The following is an 18,752-nucleotide window of genomic DNA, read 5'->3' as shown; positions in this document are numbered from 1 at the left end:
TCAGGCGTCAGGGGTTTCTTTTTTCTCGGCTTCTGCGGCGGCTTGGCGGCGTGCAATTTCGTTGCGATAAAGCTGAACGAAATCGATGTTTTCAAGGTTCAGCGGTGGGAAGCCACCATCGCGGGTTACGTCGCTGACAATACGGCGGATGAAAGGGAACATCATCCGCGGGCATTCAATCAGAAGGAAAGGATGCAATTGATCGTCGGGAACGCCCTCGACGTGGAACACGCCAACATATTCCATTTCGAGTAAAAACAGAGATTCTTCATTCTCTTTATTCTTGGAATTAACCGAGAGTTTCGCGACCACTTCATACTGATGTTCTGTTGATCGCTTCTTTGCGTCAAGGTTCACACCAACCTGCACGTCAGGTTGGACGTCGCCACTGCCGCCGCGTTGCGAAAGAATATTTTCAAAAGACAGATCTCGCACGAACTGGGTGAGAGCGTTCATCTTGATCTGTTGCTGGTCTTGTGCGCCGGCTGTTTCTTCGGCCATTTTTCGATCTCCAGAAAGGTCAATATTGTTGCTAAGTGGCTTAGCAGCATGGTTCGAGTGTCTCAATGCCTTGTCCAGCCGGAATCACCCCTGGAGTGTGAATCCTTTGCATCAACCTCATGATAGTCGGTTTCGATGATGTCGGGGTGTCGTGGACGGCGTGGGTTTTCCGGGCCCATCTCAAACTTTTGAACATGAACACGCTTGCGAAGATAATTGTAAACCGCATGTCTTACCGGCGGTGCGAGCAAGGCAAAACCAATACCATCCGTGAAAAACCCCGGTGTCAGAAGCAATGCACCTGCGATCAGGATCATCGCACCGTGCGCCAGGGGTTCTGTCGGGTCGTCCAGCTCTGAAAAGGACCGACGCAGATTTCCCATGGCCATTAAGCCCTGTGTCCGCACCAACCAAGTGCCGAGGATAGCTGTCAAAATAACGATCCCCAAGGTCGGCCAAAGACCGATTGCGCCGCCGACTTGAATGAAAAGCGCGATCTCGATCAGCGGAACAAGTAGAAATGCCGCGAAAAGCCACATTGGCGAAACTCCGTTATCACTTGGCCCTTGTGGTAGACTTGGGCCGGTCAGTCACCTACATAAGTGCGGAATGGTTTTCATACCATGCCCTGCACAAAAAGAGGTGCCCATGAATTCGCCCATCATTCAGCTTCTGGTACTGGCTGGTATCGCGATTTTTCTCATTCTGAGGCTGAAAAGCGTTCTGGGAACGCGCGACGGTTTCGAAGGTTCATCGCAGGATACGCGCCGCGAAGGCCCATCTGATACACGTCGTCAGGACTTCGAGGTCATCGAGGGCGGCCCGGATTACGACATCATCGACAACGTCCCCGAAGGATCCGACAGCGCCAAGGCCCTGGCCGAAATGAAGCGGGTCGAGACATCTTTTGGTGTCGGAGATTTTCTGCAAGGTGCGCGTGGTGCCTATGAGATGATCCTGATGGCTTTCGAGAATGCAAAACTTGAAGAGGTCGCGCCATTCCTTTCGGAAGACGTTTTCGAAGCCTTTGCCCAGGTCGTGGACACACGCGAGGAACAAGGCCTGTCGGTCGAAGCCGAGTTTATCGGCGTGCGGGAGACCGTGTTGAAGGAGGCCAGATTTGATACCGAAACCCGCCGTGCGGAATTGACCGTGCGCTTTGTGGGGGAGCTTGTGTCCGTCGTACGGGACAAGGATGGTGAGATTATCGAGGGCAAGCCGGGACAGCCCAAGCGCCAGAAGGACAGTTGGACCTTCGAGCGTATCATGGGATCGGATGATCCCAATTGGCGGCTTGTTGCAACGGGCGAATGATCCGCGCGCTGCGGTTTTTTCTGTGTCTGTTGCCGTGGTTGGCCCTGCCCGCCACGGCCGAGGAGGTTACGCGCAAGGTTTTGCGCTTTGAGGATTTGCAAGGCTGGCAGAAGGACGATCACGCCGCCGCCTTGCAGACCTTCGTGAATACTTGTGCGGATATGAATGACCCGGATTGGCGATCGCTTTGTGCATTGGCCGGGCAGGGGCCTGATGCAAAAACGTTTTTCGAATTGTTTTTTCGCCCCGTGCTGATCGAGAATGGGTCTCGTCCTCTTTTCACCGGCTATTTCGAGCCCGAGTTGAATGGCTCTTTGGAGCCGTCGGCGCGCTATCGCTACCCACTTTATCGCGAACCGAATGTATCGAAGGTGTCCAATCCGTGGTTGACCCGGCGCGAGATCGAAACCGGGGATTTCATGGCCGACAAGGGCCTTGAGATCGCTTGGGTCGACGACCCGGTCGAATTGTTTTTCCTGCAAATTCAAGGTTCGGGGCGTATACAATTGCCGGATGGTCGGATGATACGTGTCGGTTATGGCGGGTCGAATGGCCATGACTACAGGTCCATCGGGGTCGAATTGGTGCGACGGGGTATCTACAAGGCGCATCAAGTGTCGGCACAGGTGATCAAGAACTGGGTAAGGCGCAATCCCGACGCGGGCCGCGAACTGTTGTTTCATAACCCGGCCTATGTCTTTTTTCGACGTTTGGATAAGGTGCCGGCCCATGCCGGGCCGCTTGGAGCGATGAACAGGTCGATCACGACAATGCGTACGGTTGCCGTTGATCCGAAATACACGCCTCTTGGTGCGCCGGTGTGGATTGAGAAGGGCGGCAAGACCCCCATGCGTCGCCTGATGGTGGCGCAGGATACGGGCTCGGCGATCAAGGGGCCGCAGCGGGCCGATATTTTCTTTGGAACCGGTGATGCCGCGGGGCGTGCCGCCGGAAAACTGCGCGACCCTGGCCGGCTGGTTGTACTGATGCCTATTCAACGTGCCTTTGCCATGGCGACGGATCTTTTACCGTGACCCGCAGGCGCCTGAAGCCCGAGGAGCTTGAGCTGTGGCGTAAGGTTGCGCAAACGACCGAGAAGCTTCATCCCGAGGGAAGGCATGTGGATACCCCCCTTCCCAAACCGTCGCCGCGAAAAACGCCCAAGGCGCGGATTGATGGGTTCGATCTGGGTCAGGATTCGAAATTCAAAGGCAATGATCACGATATTGCCCCCAGTGTGTCAGAGCGGATCAAGTCTGCGCCGGTCCATATGGATCGTAAGACCTTTGGCAGGCTAAAGCGTGGTAAACTGGTCCCGGAAGGGAAGCTGGACCTACACGGGATGACGATGGATCGGGCGCACCCGGCGCTGACGGCTTTTATTCTGCGGGCGCATTCGCAAGGCAAGCGCCTTGTTCTGGTGATCACGGGAAAGGGCAAGGACCGTGATCAGGATGGGCCGATCCCGGTGCGCCGTGGTGTCCTGCGCCATAATGTGCCGCATTGGTTATCGACGCCGCCCTTGGCGCAGGTGGTGCTGCAGGTCAGCGAAGCACACCTGAAACATGGTGGCGGTGGGGCCTATTACGTGTATTTACGTCGCGCCCGATAAGCTAGGGCGGGCGCGGGTAATCCCGATGCCCATCATGACAGAGGTGAAGACGAAATAGACGGCGACAAGCAGGTATTGCGACTCGATCCCGAGGCCAAGGTCGATGCCCAGCCCTGTCAGACCGGGGCCAATGGCCGACCCGAAAACCATGATCGCCGCTGCCATGGCCTTGATCGATCCTATATGTCCCGTGCCATAAAACTCGGCCCAGAAGGCATTGGGCAGGGTGGTGTTTGCCCCTGTCGTGATGCCGAGAAAAACAAAGCCGAGTAGGGTGGTGATCGGCCCGTTGGCAATGGAAAATAGGACGAATGCGATGACCATCGGCAATTGCATGTAGGGGATCAGGCGGGCGGTGCCCAAACGATCCAGCGCCCAGCCGGACAAGACCATCGAGCCGATGCTGACGCCCGTATAAAGCGGGAACATCGCCACCAGTTCCACATGCGCGATCTCCTTTACCTCGGCAAAGTGAACTTGGTGAAAGAAGAACGCGGTATTGAAGGCGGCAGGCCCCAGAAGGGCCGGGACCATGAACCAGAAAAGGAAATGTCCTAGCGTCTGCTTCCGGGTCCAATGGCGGGACAGCATGCCAAGGGATTGGTCGGATTTGGCCCAGGATTGCGGGGTGCGTTCCTGACGTAAAAGCAACAATAGAACGGGGATTCCGACTACTGCGATCATGGCTGCCAAGATCCACAATGCCCGCCAGTCCCATGTCAGCATGAGGGCCACAAAGATCAGCGGCAAAAGCGCCTCACCCCCGGCGAACCCAAGAGTTGCGATGGACAGCGCCTTGCCCCGTGTGGCGATGAACCAGCGCGACATGGCAACGACGGCGATGTGACTGGTCATGCCCTGACCGGTAAAACGCAGGGCAAAGACCACCGCGGGCAAAAGCCACCACACGGGGTTTAATGCCATGAAAAGGCAGGCGCCCATGAGCATCAACAGGATCACGGTGCCAAGGGCACGGACGCGAAAACGGTCGGTCAGTCCTCCGGCCCAGACCATGAGTGCGGCCGAGGCTGTGGTGCCCAAGGTGTATATCCCGCCCCATTGCCCGTGGCTGAGGCCGAAATCTTCCATGATCCTGCCGGCAAAGATCGAAATGAAAAACGTCTGGCCAAAGCTGCTGAGGAAGGTCAGCAGGACACCGGCGGCAAGCCAAGGTGCGTTGTCACGAAGAAAGGCGAGAATCGGCATATGCCTTTGGTCGGATGAAATGACGAGGAAGGAAAGGGTTTTTCATCAACGCCGCGTGCGGGTGCGCGCGGCCTTGTTTCCGAAAACCTTTCGAATCGCCTTGTGAACAAGGCCGAACTGCGAACTTCGGCGCATCGGTAAAACATCGGCGGACAAGTGGCCAACAGGACGCGTGGCACGTTTTCGGTACAAGGGGCCGCCCTTATGACGGGCGCGGTTTTTCCATGACGAGGAAGGTCATCATGCCCACCGGCGGGAGCGAGTTTTTCTGGGTCACGTCAAGATCGTCGCGCAGGACCGTGTCGATCCGGAAATCCGAATGCCAGCCAAGCACATTGGCAAAAGGTGCGGCGACCCTTTCGAGGAAGGCCATGAAGCCCTTCTCGCGGACGAAATGGTTGGTAATGATCACACGCCCACCCGGTGCACAGACGCGGGCGATCTCGGCCATGACGCGCTCGGGTTCGGGGACGACGGAAAGCACATGCATCGCCGCGACGGTTTCGAAACTGTTGTCAGGGAAATCAAGGTTGCGCGCATCCATCTGGCGCAGGGCCTTGACGTGCGACAGGTCATTCTCGGCCACGCGGCGGCGGGACTTTTCAAGCATGTCTTCGCTGAAGTCGATGCCGGTCACCTGGCAATCTGGGGCATAATAGGGAAGGGCAAGGCCGGTGCCGACACCGACCTCCAAAACCGTGCCGGGGTTCTGGTTTATCAGGGACACGGCGCGACGACGCCCGACATTAGTGATCCTGCCGAAAGTCGCATCATATACCGGCGCCCAGCGGGCGTAGGACGATTCAATCGCTTTGAGATCCATTTTCGTTACTCGTTGTCTTGGATTTGCAATCCGTATGTCATCATGGATTTGATCACCATGGCCAAATAAACAGCTGCGATCGCCACCAGCGTCACCCATTCAAACATAACTAGCGAAACTATCAGGAGGATGACACCAGAGATCAAAACCGCCTTGTTCTCGGGTGATATCTTGAACGCTTTCAATGAAATGGTCGGTATGCGACTGATCATGAGCAGGCCGACAAACAGCATGTAAAGGCAAATGATGACGCCGGGCAAAACTGGCCTGTCCGAGAAGGAGAAAGACAGGAACATGGGCGCCAGGGCAAGGAAGGCACCAGCGGGGGCAGGGACGCCGGTGAAATGAACGCCGCACTGACCCGAGGTGTCCTGCCGGGATGAGACATTGAACCGGGCAAGTCTTATGACGCAGCAAAGCGCAAAAACCAGAACCGTGCTCCAACCAAAGGCACCCATGCCTTCGAGTGCCCAGAAATAAAGGATCAGTGCGGGCGCCACGCCAAAGTTGATGGCATCAGCGAGAGAGTCGAGTTCGGCACCTAGTTCGCTGTCACATCCCACGCGGCGGGCGAGACGCCCGTCGAGTCCGTCGAGAACAGCAGCGAACAGGACCAAAAGAACGGCGGCGGTGTGATGATCCTGAATGGCAAAACGTATAGCGGTAAGACCCGCACAAATCGCGGCAAGGGTTACGGCGTTGGGCAGAACCCTCAAGACAGGAGAGAGGGATTCTGATTTATCGCGGTAGTCAGCCATGCGCTTACGCTTGATCATCCTTTGCCAATTCGGCGATCACCGTTTCCCCGGCGATCATGGTTTGCCCGACGCGAACATGAGGTTTCACACCATCGGGCAGGTAGACATCGAGGCGCGATCCAAAGCGGATCAGCCCGAACCTGCCCCCCGCTTGTACATGATCACCCTGCTTTACGAAACAGACAATCCTCCGGGCGACTAGGCCGGCGATCTGAACGACTGCGATATCCTGTCCATCGTCCATGCGGATCACAAGACTGTTTCGTTCATTATCCTTGCTGGCCTTGTCGAGCGAGGCATTGAAAAACTTGCCCGGACGGTAAGCGATGGCAGTGACCCTGCCCGGAACCGGGGCGCGATTCACGTGGCAATTGAACACCGACATGAAGACACTGACCCGCGTGAGCGGCGCATCGGGCAGGCCCAGTTCCGCAGGGGGGGTGGCGGGTTCGATCAGTGAAACGATGCCATCCGCGGGGCTGAGAACAAGGCCATCGCGGGCGGGGGCGAAACGCTCGGGATCGCGGAAAAAGTAGTAGCACCAGATGGTCAGGCCAACACCAACCCACCCCAAGACATCCCAGATCAGGAAAAGAACAAGAGTGATCGCGGCAAAAACGGCCACGAACTTGCGGCCCTCGGGGTGCATCGGTTTGACGAAGGTGGAAAGCATGTTCATGAGAGGCCCCGCTTGGCTTGGATTACGCGGGAATACGTCATAACCCATGCTTTGCAAAGAGTGATGACTCGAGACTGGTTGCGACGCTTCCGCCATCTCAGTTTCATCATCTCTTCTCTGAAGGCTTCAGTCGGGGTTCGCCATCCGAGGCACTTTCTGGGTGGGCGCCGTTCAGGCGGTCTATGTGGGTCATTGATAACTCGGATTAAACCAACTATCAGTCCTTCAAGCAAATAAACCCGGCTGTTGGGGCGAGTAAGTTCATTTGTTTGCAAAGGTATATTTCATATGAAAATCGCAATGATCGGAACCGGGTACGTAGGCCTTGTATCCGGAGTGTGTTTCTCGGATTTCGGTCATGATGTGACTTGTGTCGACAAGGATCTGGACAAGATCGCATTGCTCGAACGCGGGGAGGTTCCGATATTCGAGCCGGGGCTGGACAGGCTTATGGCCAAGAACGTTGAGGCCGGGCGCCTGAACTTCACGACCGATCTGGAACAGGCTATCGATGGTGCCGGAGCGATCTTTATTGCCGTTGGCACGCCGACGCGGCGCGGGGATGGGCACGCTGACCTGACTTATGTGATGGCTGCCGCCGAGGAAATTGCCCGGGTGGCCAAGGACTATGTGGTGATCGTCACCAAATCGACCGTGCCAGTGGGCACCAATCGTCAAGTAAAACAGGTAGTTAAGAAGGCCAACCCGGATCTGGAATTCGACGTGGCCTCGAACCCCGAGTTCCTGCGCGAAGGGGCGGCAATTGATGACTTCATGAAGCCTGACCGCGTGGTTGTGGGGGTTCAGACAGAGCGCGCGGCGGATGTCATGGCAGACATCTACAGGCCCTTGTATTTGCGGGATTTTCCGATCGTGACAACCGATCTGGAAAGCGCCGAGATGATCAAATACGCGGCCAATGCCTTCTTGGCGACCAAGATCACCTTTATCAACGAGATCGCCGCATTATGCGAACGCACTGGCGCGGATGTGAAGAAAGTGGCCCAAGGCATGGGTCTTGACGGGCGCATCGGCAACAAGTTTCTGCACGCCGGGCCGGGATATGGCGGATCATGTTTTCCAAAGGATACCAAGGCCTTGGCCCGCATCGGGCAGGATCACAGCCTGCCCTTGCAGATCGTTGAAAAGGTCATCACCGTCAATGAAGAGGTCAAGCGGCGGATGATCGACAAGCTGCTGGATCTTTGTGAAGGAAGTTTTAACGGCAAGACGATTGCGGTGTTGGGGGTGACGTTCAAACCCAATACGGACGATATGCGCGATGCGCCCAGCTTGACGATCATTCCCGCGCTTGTGGGTGGGGGGGCCAAGGTGCGGGTGGCGGACCCGCAAGGGCGCCACGAGGGCGAGGCCCTGTTGCCCGGTGTCGTCTGGCAAGAGGACCCTTATAAATGCGTTAACAACGCGGATTTATTGGTTATTTTGACCGAATGGAACGAATTCCGCGCGCTGGATTTGAAGCGTCTGGCCAAGAAAATGGCGGTGCCCAGACTGGCGGACTTGCGCAACATCTATTCCGTCAAAGACGCCAAACAGGCCGGGTTCGAGGCCTACGAAAGCATCGGTCGCGCGGGGTTTACCCGCCAAAACACCACCTGACCGGTTTCGGTGCGAACTTACCTGACGCCACCTAGGGCCTTGCCAAATGCTCTGTCAGGAAGTTTTTAACTTCTGGGTATATGATCTTGAGTTGCAGCTCGTTCTTGACCAAGCGGTGACCGGCATTCGGACGCACGAGCAGTTGGCTATCTGGCTGTGATTTCTTTGCGAAATCCATAAACAGCTTGGCCCGTGCCAGTGGCGTGGTCTCGTCCTTGCCGCCTTGGACCAGAAAAACAGGTGCCAAGAGTGATTTTAGTTGTTGGCTAAGGGCGTGGAGCGGTGAAAGGTCTGGCCGGGGCTTGCCCCGCATCGCGCGGTTGCAAAAGCCCTTTGGGCCAAGGTCGACCACCGGAGACACGAAAACCATGCCTTTCAACCGACCTTTTGCAAGATCCTGAGCCCAAAATGCAAGCGGCGCCCCGGCACTGAAGGCACAAAGGACGACGGGCCCGGTTCGGTGTCGTTCGAGAATCTTGGAAACGGCCAGCTGTCCCCTTTCCATGACGGCTTCAAGTGGCTCGGGCATTGTCATGCGATACTCAGGCAAGGCAAAACGGCAGGCCAGCGGGGAAAGAGTTTCAACCAATGGCGACAGTTGATCGGGCTTACCACCGCCGAAACCGCCACCGTGAAAACATATGAAAAGCGGCCCGTTTTCATTCTGGCCCCGGCGCTCAATGATTTGGCGGCCGCCTTGATATTCATAAACAGTATCGGGCATGAAAGGCGCCTCTTTCAAATATGCGCATTCTTCGACCAGACTATCGCGCCGCAATCGTCAAGAAATGTTTTTGACGGGTGACACTCTGGAATGTCGTTGCTATCCAGACGGCAAGTTTGGTTCATCCGGGGTATAGACTTATGCAGATTGAACATACAGCGCTTGAGGGCGTTTTTTTGATCACGCCACCACGATTTGGCGATCATCGGGGGTTCTTCTCGGAAAGTTACAGCCGTCAAAAATTGGCCGATCACGGTATCGATCTGGAGTTTGTTCAGGACAACCATTCATTGTCGCGCGAAGTCGGCACGGTGCGCGGCTTGCATTTTCAGGCCCCGCCGCACGCTCAGGACAAGCTGGTGCGCTGTGGTCGTGGTGCGCTTTTCGATGTGGCGGTGGATATCCGCAAGGGAAGCCCGACCTATGGTCAATGGGTGGGGTATGAGCTGAGCTTTGAAAACGGTCGGCAGCTTTTGGTGCCAGCAGGTTTTGCGCATGGGTTCATGACGCTGCAACCTGATACCGAGATCGTCTATAAATGCTCGGATTACTATGCGGCGGAAACCGAAGGTGCCTTGCTTTGGAATGACCCGGACATCGGGATTGAATGGCCACTGTCGGGGATCACGCCGGTGATCTCGGACAAGGATGCCAATGCACCCGGTGTCGGGGGATACGACAGCCCTTTTGCTTGGGAGGCGGCACAGTGAAACTTTTGGTAACAGGTGGGGCCGGATTTATCGGATCGGCCGTGGTACGGGCCGCGATCGCGCAGGGCCATGAGGTGGTTAATCTTGATGCGTTGACCTATGCGGCCTGCCTTGAGAATGTTGCCTCGGTGGCAGATGACCCGAAATACAGCTTTGTGAAGGCTGACATTCGGGATCGTGCGGCATTGGATCAGGCGTTTGCCGAGCATCAGCCGGATATCGTGATGCATCTGGCTGCAGAAAGCCATGTGGACCGGTCGATTGATGGGCCGGGTGATTTCATCGAAACCAATATCACCGGCACCTACAACATGTTGGAAGCCGCACGCAGTTATTGGGTGAATGCGGGCAAGCCGGAGGGATTTCGGTTTCACCATATCTCGACCGATGAGGTTTTCGGATCGCTTCCGGCGGATCCTTCGGTGCAGTTTACCGAAGATACGCCGTATGACCCGCGCAGCCCGTATTCGGCCTCCAAGGCCAGTTCCGACCACTTGGTACGGGCGTGGCACGAAACCTATGGCTTGCCGGTGGTCCTTAGCAATTGTTCAAACAACTACGGGCCGTACCACTTCCCGGAAAAGCTTATCCCGGTGGTGATCCTGAATGCCTTGGCCGGTAAAGATATCCCGATTTACGGCGATGGCTCGAATGTGCGCGATTGGCTGTACGTGGAAGATCACGCTGACGCGCTTTTGGTGGTGGCCGCGAAAGGCGAGCTTGGCCGCTCATACAACATTGGCGGCGAGAACGAGCGCACGAACCTTGAACTTGTGAAAACCATTTGTGCGATCCTGGATGAAAAAGCGCCGCGTGAGGCGGGTTCATACACTGATTTGATCACCTATGTGACGGATCGCCCGGGTCACGATGCCCGCTATGCTATTGATCCCACGCGCATTCGCGAGGAACTGGGCTGGAGGCCTTCGGTGACGGTCGAGGAAGGGCTTGAAAAAACTGTGCATTGGTATCTGGACAATAAGCCGTGGTGGCAGGCGCTCCAGAACCGCCAAGGTGTTGGTGAGCGTTTGGGGAAAGTTTGATCTACGATGGATAGCCCCTATGAGAATTCGGATTTCGTACGCTCTAAATTGAATTCAGGTGAGCATCGCGATGTTATCGGTGGCTTGTGGGATGAGGTTGGCAAGTGGCAGTTCAACTTATTGAAGAAAGCTGGCTTGAAACCTCGGCATCGACTGGTGGATGTTGGATGCGGATCATTGCGGGGCGGAGTTCATTTCATCCCTTACCTTGAACGTGGTAATTACTTCGGTACCGATATCAATGGATCTCTCGTCGAGGCTGGTTTGAACAATGAGTTAAGCCCAGACGATAGAAACCGGGTTCCATCAGAAAATTTTTGCGTAAGCGATGATTTCAGTTTTAATTTTGAAGACGTCAATTTCGACTATGCAATAGCGGTTTCCTTATTCACGCATTTGTCACGCAATAAGATCGAAATGTGTCTTTCGCAATTGCGCCCCAAAATGAACGCATCACATGGGAGGTTTCTGGCGACATTCTTCTTACCCAAAGAAGGCGCGCCTACTTTTGGCCGGCATCCCCAGAAGAGCGGAATTCACACTTTTTCTTGGCATGATCCCTTTCACTATACGGTTCAGACGATTGAAGACATGGCGTCAAACACGGGGTGGAAGGTTGAGTCTGTTGAGGATTTAGGTCATCCGCGTGGTCAGATTGTTGTAATGTTTTCGGTTAACCAGAAAGTTGGAGAGGGCATGATGAAACCAGAAATTGACCCTTCGGGAACCCGCCGACGGTTCGACAAGCTCTTTTTAAGTGTGGGATCCATGAAGGCGGGTACGACTTGGCTTCATCAACAATTGGCCGGTCATCCGGAGATTTATTTTTCGCCGGAAAAAGAGATCCATTACTTCGCTGACCCGCACGCCAAGAGTTACATGTCTTTAGAGGGACGTATTTCACGTTATCAGCGCGTTGTCGGTAACCTGAAAGCTGAGCGTATGAATCCGCATGTCCAGCGCAACCTGGCATGGTATGCGACGCGCTATCTTGCCCCGGTTGTTGACGATGACTGGTATTACAGCCTTTTCGACGACCGACCACCGCAGAAGAAAAACGCATCTTATCCTGCTGATTTTAGTAATCTTTATGCAGTAATGGATGATGCGGATTGGTCGCGAGTCCTTGGTCTGGCAGATGATGTTCGAGTGATTTACACGATGCGCCACCCGGGCAAACGGCTGTGGAGCAATTTCAAATTTTCCTATGAGTTTTCAGGCCAGGGGCATGTTCTGGAAAGTTTGTCAGAAGCTGACTACGCAGCTTTTTTCGATGACCCGGGAACCAAATCACATGCGGATTATGCAAGCATTATCGAAAGTCTTCATCGCAATTTGTCCGATGCCGCCGTTCAGCTGCTCTTCTTTGAAAATATGAGGCAGGAGCCTTTGCAGACACTCAGGTTGATTGAGAGCTTTCTGGAAATTCCGGAGCATAGTTATCGCGAGCAAGCCCTGCAGAGAAAAGTAAACCCATCAAGTGCGATAGAGGTCCCGGCGTATTTCGCTGAAAGGGCGGATGAAATTTGCGTCAACCAAATTGCCCAACTTCAAAAGTTGGGTGTTTCGGTGCCTGAAGACTGGCATAAGCCTTTGTCTTCCGCTCTGGGAAATTGAGGCCGCTTGGCCTCAGAAAATAAGGGTGCAGTAAATGAGAATCTTGGTTTTTGGGACGTCGGGTCAAGTCGCCACGGAGTTGCAAGACCTCGCCGATGTCATGGCGGTGGGCCGCGATGTGGCTGATCTTGGCAAGCCGGAAACATGTCGTGCGGCGATTGTGGAACGTCAGCCGGATGTTGTGATCAACGCGGCAGCCTATACCGCCGTTGACAAGGCCGAGGAAGAAGAAGACCTGGCCAATTTGGTCAATGGAGAAGCGCCTGGTGTTATGGCGCAGACTTGTGCTGAGCTTGGCATTCCTTTCGTGCATATTTCCACTGACTATGTCTTTGATGGTAGTGGCGTCGCGGCTTGGCGGCCCGATGACGATGTTGGGCCGCTTGGCGTATATGGTCGTTCGAAACTGCTTGGTGAGAAGAAAATCGCCGAGGCGGGGGGCACGTGGGCGGTTTTGCGTACTTCCTGGGTGTTTTCGCCGCATGGTGCGAACTTTGTCAAAACCATGCTTCGGTTGGGCAAGGAGCGTGACAAGCTGACCATTGTGGCCGATCAGATTGGTGGCCCGACCCCGGCCCGCAAGATTGCCGAGGCGTGTCTGCAAATGGCCAAGTCATTGAAAGAAAAATCGAATCTTGGCGGGATTTACCATTTTTCGGGTGCGCCCGATGTAAGTTGGGCTGATTTTGCACGCGAGATTTTCGCGCAGGCCGGATTAGAGGTTGAGGTCGAGGATATCCCGACATCCGCCTTTCCCACCGCGGCAAAGCGGCCCGCAAATTCGCGCATGGACTGTTCTGCGACGGAGGCGGCCTTTGGCATCAATCGGCCGGATTGGCGCGAGGAGCTGCCGCGTATTCTGGGCTGACAGTGTTTTTCGATCTTGGGACTCGCATTTCAAGGTGCGGTCTGGTTTAGGCAACTTCAAGTAATTTGGACGATGGGGGCATTTCAAAATGACCGAACGTAAGGGTATAATTCTGGCTGGTGGATCGGGGACGCGGCTTTATCCGATTACCCTTGGCGTATCGAAGCAGCTTTTGCCGATCTACGATAAGCCCATGGTTTATTACCCTTTGTCGGTTTTGATGCTGGCCGGTATTCGGGAAATCGCGGTGATCACGACGCCGCATGATCAAGAGCAGTTCAAGCGCACCCTGGGGGATGGTAGCCAGTGGGGTCTGGACCTGACGTTCATCGAGCAGCCTTCGCCGGATGGCTTGGCGCAAGCCTATGTTCTTGCAGAAGAATTTCTTGATGGTGCGCCTTCGGCGATGGTCTTGGGGGACAATATCTTTTTCGGGCATGCCTTGCCCAAGATGCTGGCCGAATCGAGTGCGCAGACCGAGGGTGGCACGGTCTTTGGCTACCATGTGTCGGACCCTGAGCGATATGGTGTGGTGGGCTTCGACGAAAGCGGCAATGCCACGCAAATCATTGAAAAACCTGAAGTTCCACCATCGAACTATGCGGTAACCGGACTTTATTTCCTCGACGGTAGCGCACCCGAACGGGCGCGCAACGTGACCCCATCGGCGCGGGGTGAGCTGGAGATCACCAGCCTTTTGGAAAGTTACCTTGACGAAGGTAGTTTGAGCGTGAAGCGCATGGGGCGTGGGTATGCCTGGCTGGATACAGGGACGCATGAAAGCCTGTTGGATGCAGGTAACTTCGTGAGAACATTGGAAAAACGCCAAGGCATGCAAACCGGATGCCCGGATGAGATTGCCTTTGAGCAAGGGTGGATCAGCCGCGAGGACCTGATTGCGCGGTCCGAGAAGTTTGCCAAAAACCGCTATGGCACGTATCTGGCCGGGCTTTTGAAATAAGCCGGTCAGATTTTTGTACAACTTGTACATCTACCCCGGCAGTTTTGTACAAAAATCCGGGATGCGTTGAAGGATTCTGTACAGATTGTACAAAACGGCCAACCGATAAGGGCGCTGCAACGTGGTTAACGCCGACTAACGGGCAACGCGCGGTCCACTTTCCAATCGTTAACTTTCATTGGTCAGGTTCTCCCGGCGAAACAATGCTTGGGGGACCAGCCGATGTCAGACCAATCAGCGATCTTGTCGCTGCCCTATATCCTGCCGTCGCAGGCACAAAAACATGTCACGCATAACGAGGCGCTGCGCCTGTTGGACCTTGTGGTGCAACTGAGCGTCAAGGACCGCGACCGCACAGCCCCGCCCGCAGCACCGGAGGCTGGCGACCGCCATATCGTGGCCAGCGGTGGCAGCGGCGACTGGGCCGGGCAAGACGGTGCCGTGGCGCTTTATGCCGTTGGCGAGGGTTGGGTCTTTATGCCGCCCTTGCCGGGATGGCGGGCCTATGTGGAGGCCGAGGCCGCCATGGCGGTGTGGGATGGCAGCGCTTGGCAGAGCCTTGCGCCGGAGTTCCAGAATCTGGATGGTGTCGGGGTCAACACCGGGTCCGATGCGGTCAACCGATTGGCTGTGGCCTCGGAGGCGAGTTTGTTCAGCCACGAGGGCGCCGGCCACCAGATGAAGGTGAACAAGGCGGCGGCGGCCGATACGGCCAGTTTGTTGTTTCAGACCGGTTGGTCGGGGCGGGCCGAGATGGGCACCGCCGGAAGCGATGGTTTTTCGATCAAGGTCAGTGCCGACGGCGCGACGTGGCATACTGGTCTGTCGGTATCTGGAACCTCGGGGGTGGTCACCGCGCCGCAGGGGCTTTCCGCGGACTCTGTGACAGGGCTGGCGGTGCAGCAAGACCCATTTGACGCGACCCCTGGACGGTTGATGACATCGGGTGCCTTTGGCTTGGGAGGGACGCTTGCTATCTGTCCAGGCGACGACCTTGATCAAGCGCCGCCAGGTTCATTTTGCCGTTTTGGCGTTTCGAGCATCAACAAGCCGGGGCCGGCAAACTCGGCGGGTGTGGTGATTACAAGCGAGTGGTCATCCGGGGTAAGATCGCAAATTTCCCATCTGTTTTATCCAGCGCCTTACCGGAACCATGTGTTCACGCGTGTCATGGATGGGGGTTCATGGCTGCCGTGGCGTGCGCAGTTGGGGCAACTGAATCTTGTCGGTGCCGTCACGCAAGACGCCGGGATACCGACCGGGGCAGTGATCGAACGTGATGTGAATGCCAACGGTGAATATGTCCGGTTTGCGGATGGTACCCAGATTTGCAGCCATGCCGTGACAGTACAAAGCACGGGCGCGACCGTGTGGAATTTTCCGGCGGGTTTTGGAGCATCGCCGCGTGTTTCTGCAACCCCGAATGCCTTGGATCCTCGGTGTGTATCAGTTGCGGGCATTGGCCCCAGCGGCGGGTCGTTTCGCGTTTGGGATCTTGGCGGTTCGCGCGTGGCCGCGAGTGTTGAAATCTCTGCTATTGGCCGCTGGTTCTGACAAGGAGGTGCATGATGAAAATTCGATTTTCCCCTATTCGATCGGATGAGCAACTTTGGCTAAGCAAGTCCGGTGATGCCGTCACGGTCAACGATTTAACGTTGGATTTCACCAGTTTGCCTGACGACAGCCTGCTGCCGCGTGATTCCATCGACTGCCCGTGGATCGCCGGTGACGTTAGCCGTATCGACGGTGTCGTGCACCTTGCGTTGTTTCTTCCGCATGGTGCGAATGCGCCCACGGACCGCCGGTTTCCACCGGAGGTGTCGGTCAGTGAAGATGGCCCAATTGCCCTACCAATTGCAGAGGAGGAGGTTAACGAATGACCGCGATTGATTTCAGCCGGGTGATTACATCCGACGACAAGCAGGACGCCGAAAATCGCAAGCATGCGCAACTGGTCAGGGAGGAGGCAAGGCGGCGTATTCTCGAAGCTTTGCCTTTCGAGGAGCAGCTTAATATGGTGCGCGCCTTGAGTGTGGCCGCCTTGCGCGCGGTGATTGACGAATCGGAAACGAAGGTTGCCGGGTTGACGCCCCTTGCCGGTGATGAATTGAAATCGATCCTGGGTGCATGTGATTGGATTGATCAAATGCGCGATACTTGCCACGAGAAGATCAAGCAGGGCGCAAGCCGGGACGTTCTGACACAGGATTGGCCACCCTTGCCCACCGAAATCACGCGCTTGAAAAGGTGATGTTGCGGGCGCTGTTTGCGAGGATCGTCAGCTTATGGTGCCGAAGATTTCCTTGGCGCCATATGCAACTTTTCAGGCCCGGGGCAATCTTGGCTTTTCGAAAGGAAAATTGCCGATTGCACAAGAGCTTTCCCGCTTAGTATACCCGGGGTATCTAGATAGGGGCTTTGCATTGCTTTTTCCGTTTTTAAGGCCAGTCGTTCCTCAGCCGGACACATGGGTTGACCGGTTGGCAACGTGTTATGAACACCGGTATTTTTCCAACTTTGGCGCGCTTGCGACAAGTTTGGCGTCGCGCATGTCGAAAGCCTATTTGCAGGATGGCTATGCGGGTGCTTTGTGCTCTAGCAATACGGCAGGGCTTGTGGCTGTTATTCAGGCTTTGGACCTTTATGGCAAAAAGATCGTCCTTCCGGATTTTACATTTGCGGCGACTGTTCAGGCGGCATTTGCCGCGGGTGCCAAGCCGGTTATCTGCGATATTCGTGCCGACACCTGGGAATTGTGCCCCGATAGTTTGAAGGCGGCGTTGGCGGAGCATCCGGATATTGCCGCCGTGGTGCATGTGCGTCCCTTCGGCCTGCACCGTGATCTGAGCCCCATACGTGATATTTGCGATGATCGAGGGCTGCCTTTGATCGTTGATGCGGCCGCTGCTTTGGGCGCGCCGGAAAACAGCATGCGTTTTGGTTCGGATAGCGGGGAGATCGAGGTTTTTTCGTTGCACGCCACCAAGACTTTCGCAATCGGAGAAGGTGGCCTTATTGCAGCGCCAGAGGAAATGCTGCCCAAGATAAAATCCGCCATGAATTTCGGATTCAATTCGGACCGTACATATGGCGAAGGGCAGAATGCAAAACTCGACGAGTTTCGCGCGGCGATTGGGCATGCTGCAATGGACAGCATGCAGGAGGTTACAGAAGGCCGTATTCGGCACGCCGAGTTCTATTATGATTTGTTCAAGAGTTTCCCCTTTCTAACTCTTACCGAGTCGCCCGGCAGCACGCCTTGGTCCACCTTTCCAGTTGTCTTTCCAGAACCGGTGACGTCCAATGTTCTGGGGGCGTTTTCGGATCAAGGGATTGAGATAAAACGGTATTATTGGCCCGGTGTCATCAAGGGCTACACTGGTCCACGCGAGATTTTGAGTGTCGAGACACCCAACAGTTTTGACCTTCAAGACCGCTGTGCCTGCTTCCCGGTCTATTCTGATTTTGAGCAGATAAACGTATCGCTGCTGAAAGAGCGCATTCATATGGCGTTGGGCCAATTGTTTTCCTGAATGGTGGAGAAATATTTATGCCCCCATTGGGCTTGGCAAAAGTTAAGGTGGCTCAGTAGCGGAGAGTTTCATACCACCCTGGCTTTAGTGACTGAAGATGAGAACTGTTGACCTGCGCTAGCAATTTTATTTGCCCTAGGCCCCTATCGTTTAAGCGCCTTTAAAATTTTGGAAGCGGATGTGCTCTTTCAGATAAAAGAGCCTTTTCTTGCTCCAGAAGATCTCTTTTTCTATCCTTTAGCCTTTTGGCAGGTACGCCCGAATACACCCCCCAAGCGTCTAAGTTTTTGCTGACAAGTGATAGGGCGCCAACAGAAGAGCCCTCATTGATTGTTACGCCAGGTAGAATTACACTACCGGACCCGACTATTACATGTCGGCCAATTTGTACTAACGCCTCGTTCACATTGAGAAATTTAGATGGGACGGTTGGATTTGTAAGCGATGAGCCTGAATAATCATCCGAAGTGGAATAAATTTTAACGCCTTGAGATAAGCCACTAAAGTCATGCAGTTGAATACCAGCACCACAGGCGAGATAGCAATGAGCACCGATGTGTACGTAGCTTCCAATGTGGAGTTGACCATTTGCGCAGGCGAGCGTTGTACCTCCGTCAATCCGAACGTTGTCGCCAATGGAAATATTCTCTAGGCCGATAATCGTGCAATTTTTGGCAACCTGAACGCTTTGTCCAACGAAAGCGAAGCCCATTTCACTGAGCTCATGTGAATCATAATAACCAGCTGTGAATACGTTTGTTTTTTTCACTTCAGTCTCCAACC

The 18,752-nt window shown here is 55.1% G+C and carries 21 protein-coding genes and 1 pseudogene; 13 read left to right on the top strand and 9 right to left on the bottom strand.

Features of this window, described 5'->3' with window-relative positions; all coding sequences use genetic code 11:
* Together secB and RBB32_RS02975 are read right to left on the bottom strand one after the other, a co-directional pair.
* Positions 1–501 carry a protein-export chaperone SecB gene (gene secB, locus RBB32_RS02980; RefSeq protein ID WP_306151194.1) on the bottom strand — a complete coding sequence of 167 codons (501 nt, stop codon included), beginning with the start codon at positions 499–501 and terminating at the stop codon, positions 1–3.
* Positions 502–563: 62 nt separating this feature from the next.
* A complete protein-coding gene (locus tag RBB32_RS02975) occupies positions 564–1,040 on the bottom strand; it encodes an FxsA family protein (RefSeq protein WP_306151192.1) in 477 nt (158 codons plus the stop codon).
* A gap of 109 nt (positions 1,041–1,149) precedes the next feature.
* Here RBB32_RS02975 and RBB32_RS02970 point away from each other — a divergent pair, with 109 nt between their 5' ends.
* The 3 genes from RBB32_RS02970 to RBB32_RS02960 are packed head-to-tail and all read left to right on the top strand — an operon-like array spanning position 1,150 to position 3,427.
* Positions 1,150–1,815 (top strand): Tim44/TimA family putative adaptor protein, encoded by a 666-nt coding sequence (locus RBB32_RS02970; protein ID WP_306151190.1) that lies wholly within the window; start codon positions 1,150–1,152, stop codon positions 1,813–1,815.
* Positions 1,812–2,849: a murein transglycosylase A gene (locus RBB32_RS02965; protein WP_306151189.1), complete on the top strand. Its 1,038-nt coding sequence runs from the start codon at positions 1,812–1,814 to the stop codon at positions 2,847–2,849. The genes RBB32_RS02970 and RBB32_RS02965 overlap by 4 nt, the downstream gene beginning before the upstream one ends.
* Positions 2,846–3,427, top strand: a complete 582-nt coding sequence (locus RBB32_RS02960) for a Smr/MutS family protein (RefSeq protein WP_306151188.1) — start codon at positions 2,846–2,848, stop codon at positions 3,425–3,427. The genes RBB32_RS02965 and RBB32_RS02960 overlap by 4 nt, the downstream gene beginning before the upstream one ends.
* Here RBB32_RS02960 and RBB32_RS02955 read toward each other — a convergent pair.
* From RBB32_RS02955 to RBB32_RS21320, 5 genes and pseudogenes are all read right to left on the bottom strand, one after another.
* The gene (locus RBB32_RS02955; protein WP_306151187.1) at positions 3,410–4,633 is read right to left on the bottom strand and encodes an MFS transporter; all 1,224 of its coding nucleotides are present in this window, start codon (positions 4,631–4,633) and stop codon (positions 3,410–3,412) included. The genes RBB32_RS02960 and RBB32_RS02955 overlap by 18 nt on opposite strands.
* Before the next feature lie 202 nt (positions 4,634–4,835).
* Positions 4,836–5,456 carry a class I SAM-dependent methyltransferase gene (locus tag RBB32_RS02950; protein ID WP_306151186.1) on the bottom strand — a complete coding sequence of 207 codons (621 nt, stop codon included), beginning with the start codon at positions 5,454–5,456 and terminating at the stop codon, positions 4,836–4,838.
* A 5-nt stretch (positions 5,457–5,461) separates the two neighbouring features.
* Positions 5,462–6,214, bottom strand: coding sequence for a CDP-diacylglycerol--serine O-phosphatidyltransferase (gene pssA / locus RBB32_RS02945; RefSeq protein ID WP_306151185.1), 753 nt, complete (start codon positions 6,212–6,214; stop codon positions 5,462–5,464).
* 4 nt (positions 6,215–6,218) lie between these two features.
* Positions 6,219–6,893, bottom strand: coding sequence for a phosphatidylserine decarboxylase (locus RBB32_RS02940; protein WP_306151183.1), 675 nt, complete (start codon positions 6,891–6,893; stop codon positions 6,219–6,221).
* A 95-nt stretch (positions 6,894–6,988) separates the two neighbouring features.
* A pseudogene (locus RBB32_RS21320) lies at positions 6,989–7,074 on the bottom strand (integrase); the annotation flags it as partial.
* A 107-nt stretch (positions 7,075–7,181) separates the two neighbouring features.
* On the opposite strand from RBB32_RS21320, the gene RBB32_RS02935 reads away from it, so the two are divergent.
* On the top strand, positions 7,182–8,513 hold the full coding sequence (locus tag RBB32_RS02935) for a UDP-glucose/GDP-mannose dehydrogenase family protein (protein WP_306151182.1): 1,332 nt from the start codon (positions 7,182–7,184) through the stop codon (positions 8,511–8,513).
* Between the two features lie 31 nt (positions 8,514–8,544).
* Here the strand turns inward: RBB32_RS02935 and RBB32_RS02930 are convergent, their stop codons facing one another.
* Positions 8,545–9,237, bottom strand: coding sequence for an alpha/beta hydrolase (locus tag RBB32_RS02930; protein WP_306151181.1), 693 nt, complete (start codon positions 9,235–9,237; stop codon positions 8,545–8,547).
* A gap of 140 nt (positions 9,238–9,377) precedes the next feature.
* On the opposite strand from RBB32_RS02930, the gene rfbC reads away from it, so the two are divergent.
* The 9 genes from rfbC to RBB32_RS02885 all read left to right on the top strand — a co-directional run bounded on the left by rfbC (position 9,378) and on the right by RBB32_RS02885 (position 17,969).
* Positions 9,378–9,947 carry a dTDP-4-dehydrorhamnose 3,5-epimerase gene (rfbC, locus tag RBB32_RS02925; protein ID WP_306151180.1) on the top strand — a complete coding sequence of 190 codons (570 nt, stop codon included), beginning with the start codon at positions 9,378–9,380 and terminating at the stop codon, positions 9,945–9,947.
* Positions 9,944–10,990 (top strand): dTDP-glucose 4,6-dehydratase, encoded by a 1,047-nt coding sequence (rfbB, locus tag RBB32_RS02920; RefSeq protein ID WP_306151179.1) that lies wholly within the window; start codon positions 9,944–9,946, stop codon positions 10,988–10,990. Before rfbC ends, rfbB begins: the two co-directional genes overlap by 4 nt.
* A gap of 6 nt (positions 10,991–10,996) precedes the next feature.
* Positions 10,997–12,607 carry a sulfotransferase gene (locus RBB32_RS02915; protein WP_306151178.1) on the top strand — a complete coding sequence of 537 codons (1,611 nt, stop codon included), beginning with the start codon at positions 10,997–10,999 and terminating at the stop codon, positions 12,605–12,607.
* Positions 12,608–12,641: 34 nt separating this feature from the next.
* Positions 12,642–13,475 (top strand): dTDP-4-dehydrorhamnose reductase, encoded by an 834-nt coding sequence (gene rfbD / locus RBB32_RS02910; protein WP_306151177.1) that lies wholly within the window; start codon positions 12,642–12,644, stop codon positions 13,473–13,475.
* An 88-nt stretch (positions 13,476–13,563) separates the two neighbouring features.
* Positions 13,564–14,436, top strand: a complete 873-nt coding sequence (gene rfbA, locus RBB32_RS02905; protein ID WP_306151176.1) for a glucose-1-phosphate thymidylyltransferase RfbA — start codon at positions 13,564–13,566, stop codon at positions 14,434–14,436.
* A gap of 222 nt (positions 14,437–14,658) precedes the next feature.
* On the top strand, positions 14,659–15,990 hold the full coding sequence (locus RBB32_RS02900) for a DUF2793 domain-containing protein (RefSeq protein WP_306151175.1): 1,332 nt from the start codon (positions 14,659–14,661) through the stop codon (positions 15,988–15,990).
* A gap of 14 nt (positions 15,991–16,004) precedes the next feature.
* Positions 16,005–16,316 (top strand): hypothetical protein, encoded by a 312-nt coding sequence (locus tag RBB32_RS02895; protein WP_306151174.1) that lies wholly within the window; start codon positions 16,005–16,007, stop codon positions 16,314–16,316.
* Positions 16,313–16,687, top strand: coding sequence for a hypothetical protein (locus RBB32_RS02890; RefSeq protein WP_306151173.1), 375 nt, complete (start codon positions 16,313–16,315; stop codon positions 16,685–16,687). The genes RBB32_RS02895 and RBB32_RS02890 overlap by 4 nt, the downstream gene beginning before the upstream one ends.
* A gap of 34 nt (positions 16,688–16,721) precedes the next feature.
* Positions 16,722–17,969, top strand: coding sequence for an aminotransferase class I/II-fold pyridoxal phosphate-dependent enzyme (locus RBB32_RS02885; RefSeq protein WP_306151172.1), 1,248 nt, complete (start codon positions 16,722–16,724; stop codon positions 17,967–17,969).
* A gap of 160 nt (positions 17,970–18,129) precedes the next feature.
* On the opposite strand, the gene RBB32_RS02880 is transcribed toward RBB32_RS02885, so the two are convergent.
* Positions 18,130–18,738, bottom strand: coding sequence for an acyltransferase (locus RBB32_RS02880; RefSeq protein ID WP_306151171.1), 609 nt, complete (start codon positions 18,736–18,738; stop codon positions 18,130–18,132).
* Positions 18,739–18,752: the final 14 nt, after the last annotated feature.

The organism is Roseovarius sp. MMSF_3281 (assembly GCF_030733685.1).
Lineage (GTDB): Bacteria > Pseudomonadota > Alphaproteobacteria > Rhodobacterales > Rhodobacteraceae > Roseovarius.
Note: the sequence above shows the minus strand (reverse complement) of the source record. Positions and strands in the feature narration are given on the sequence as shown.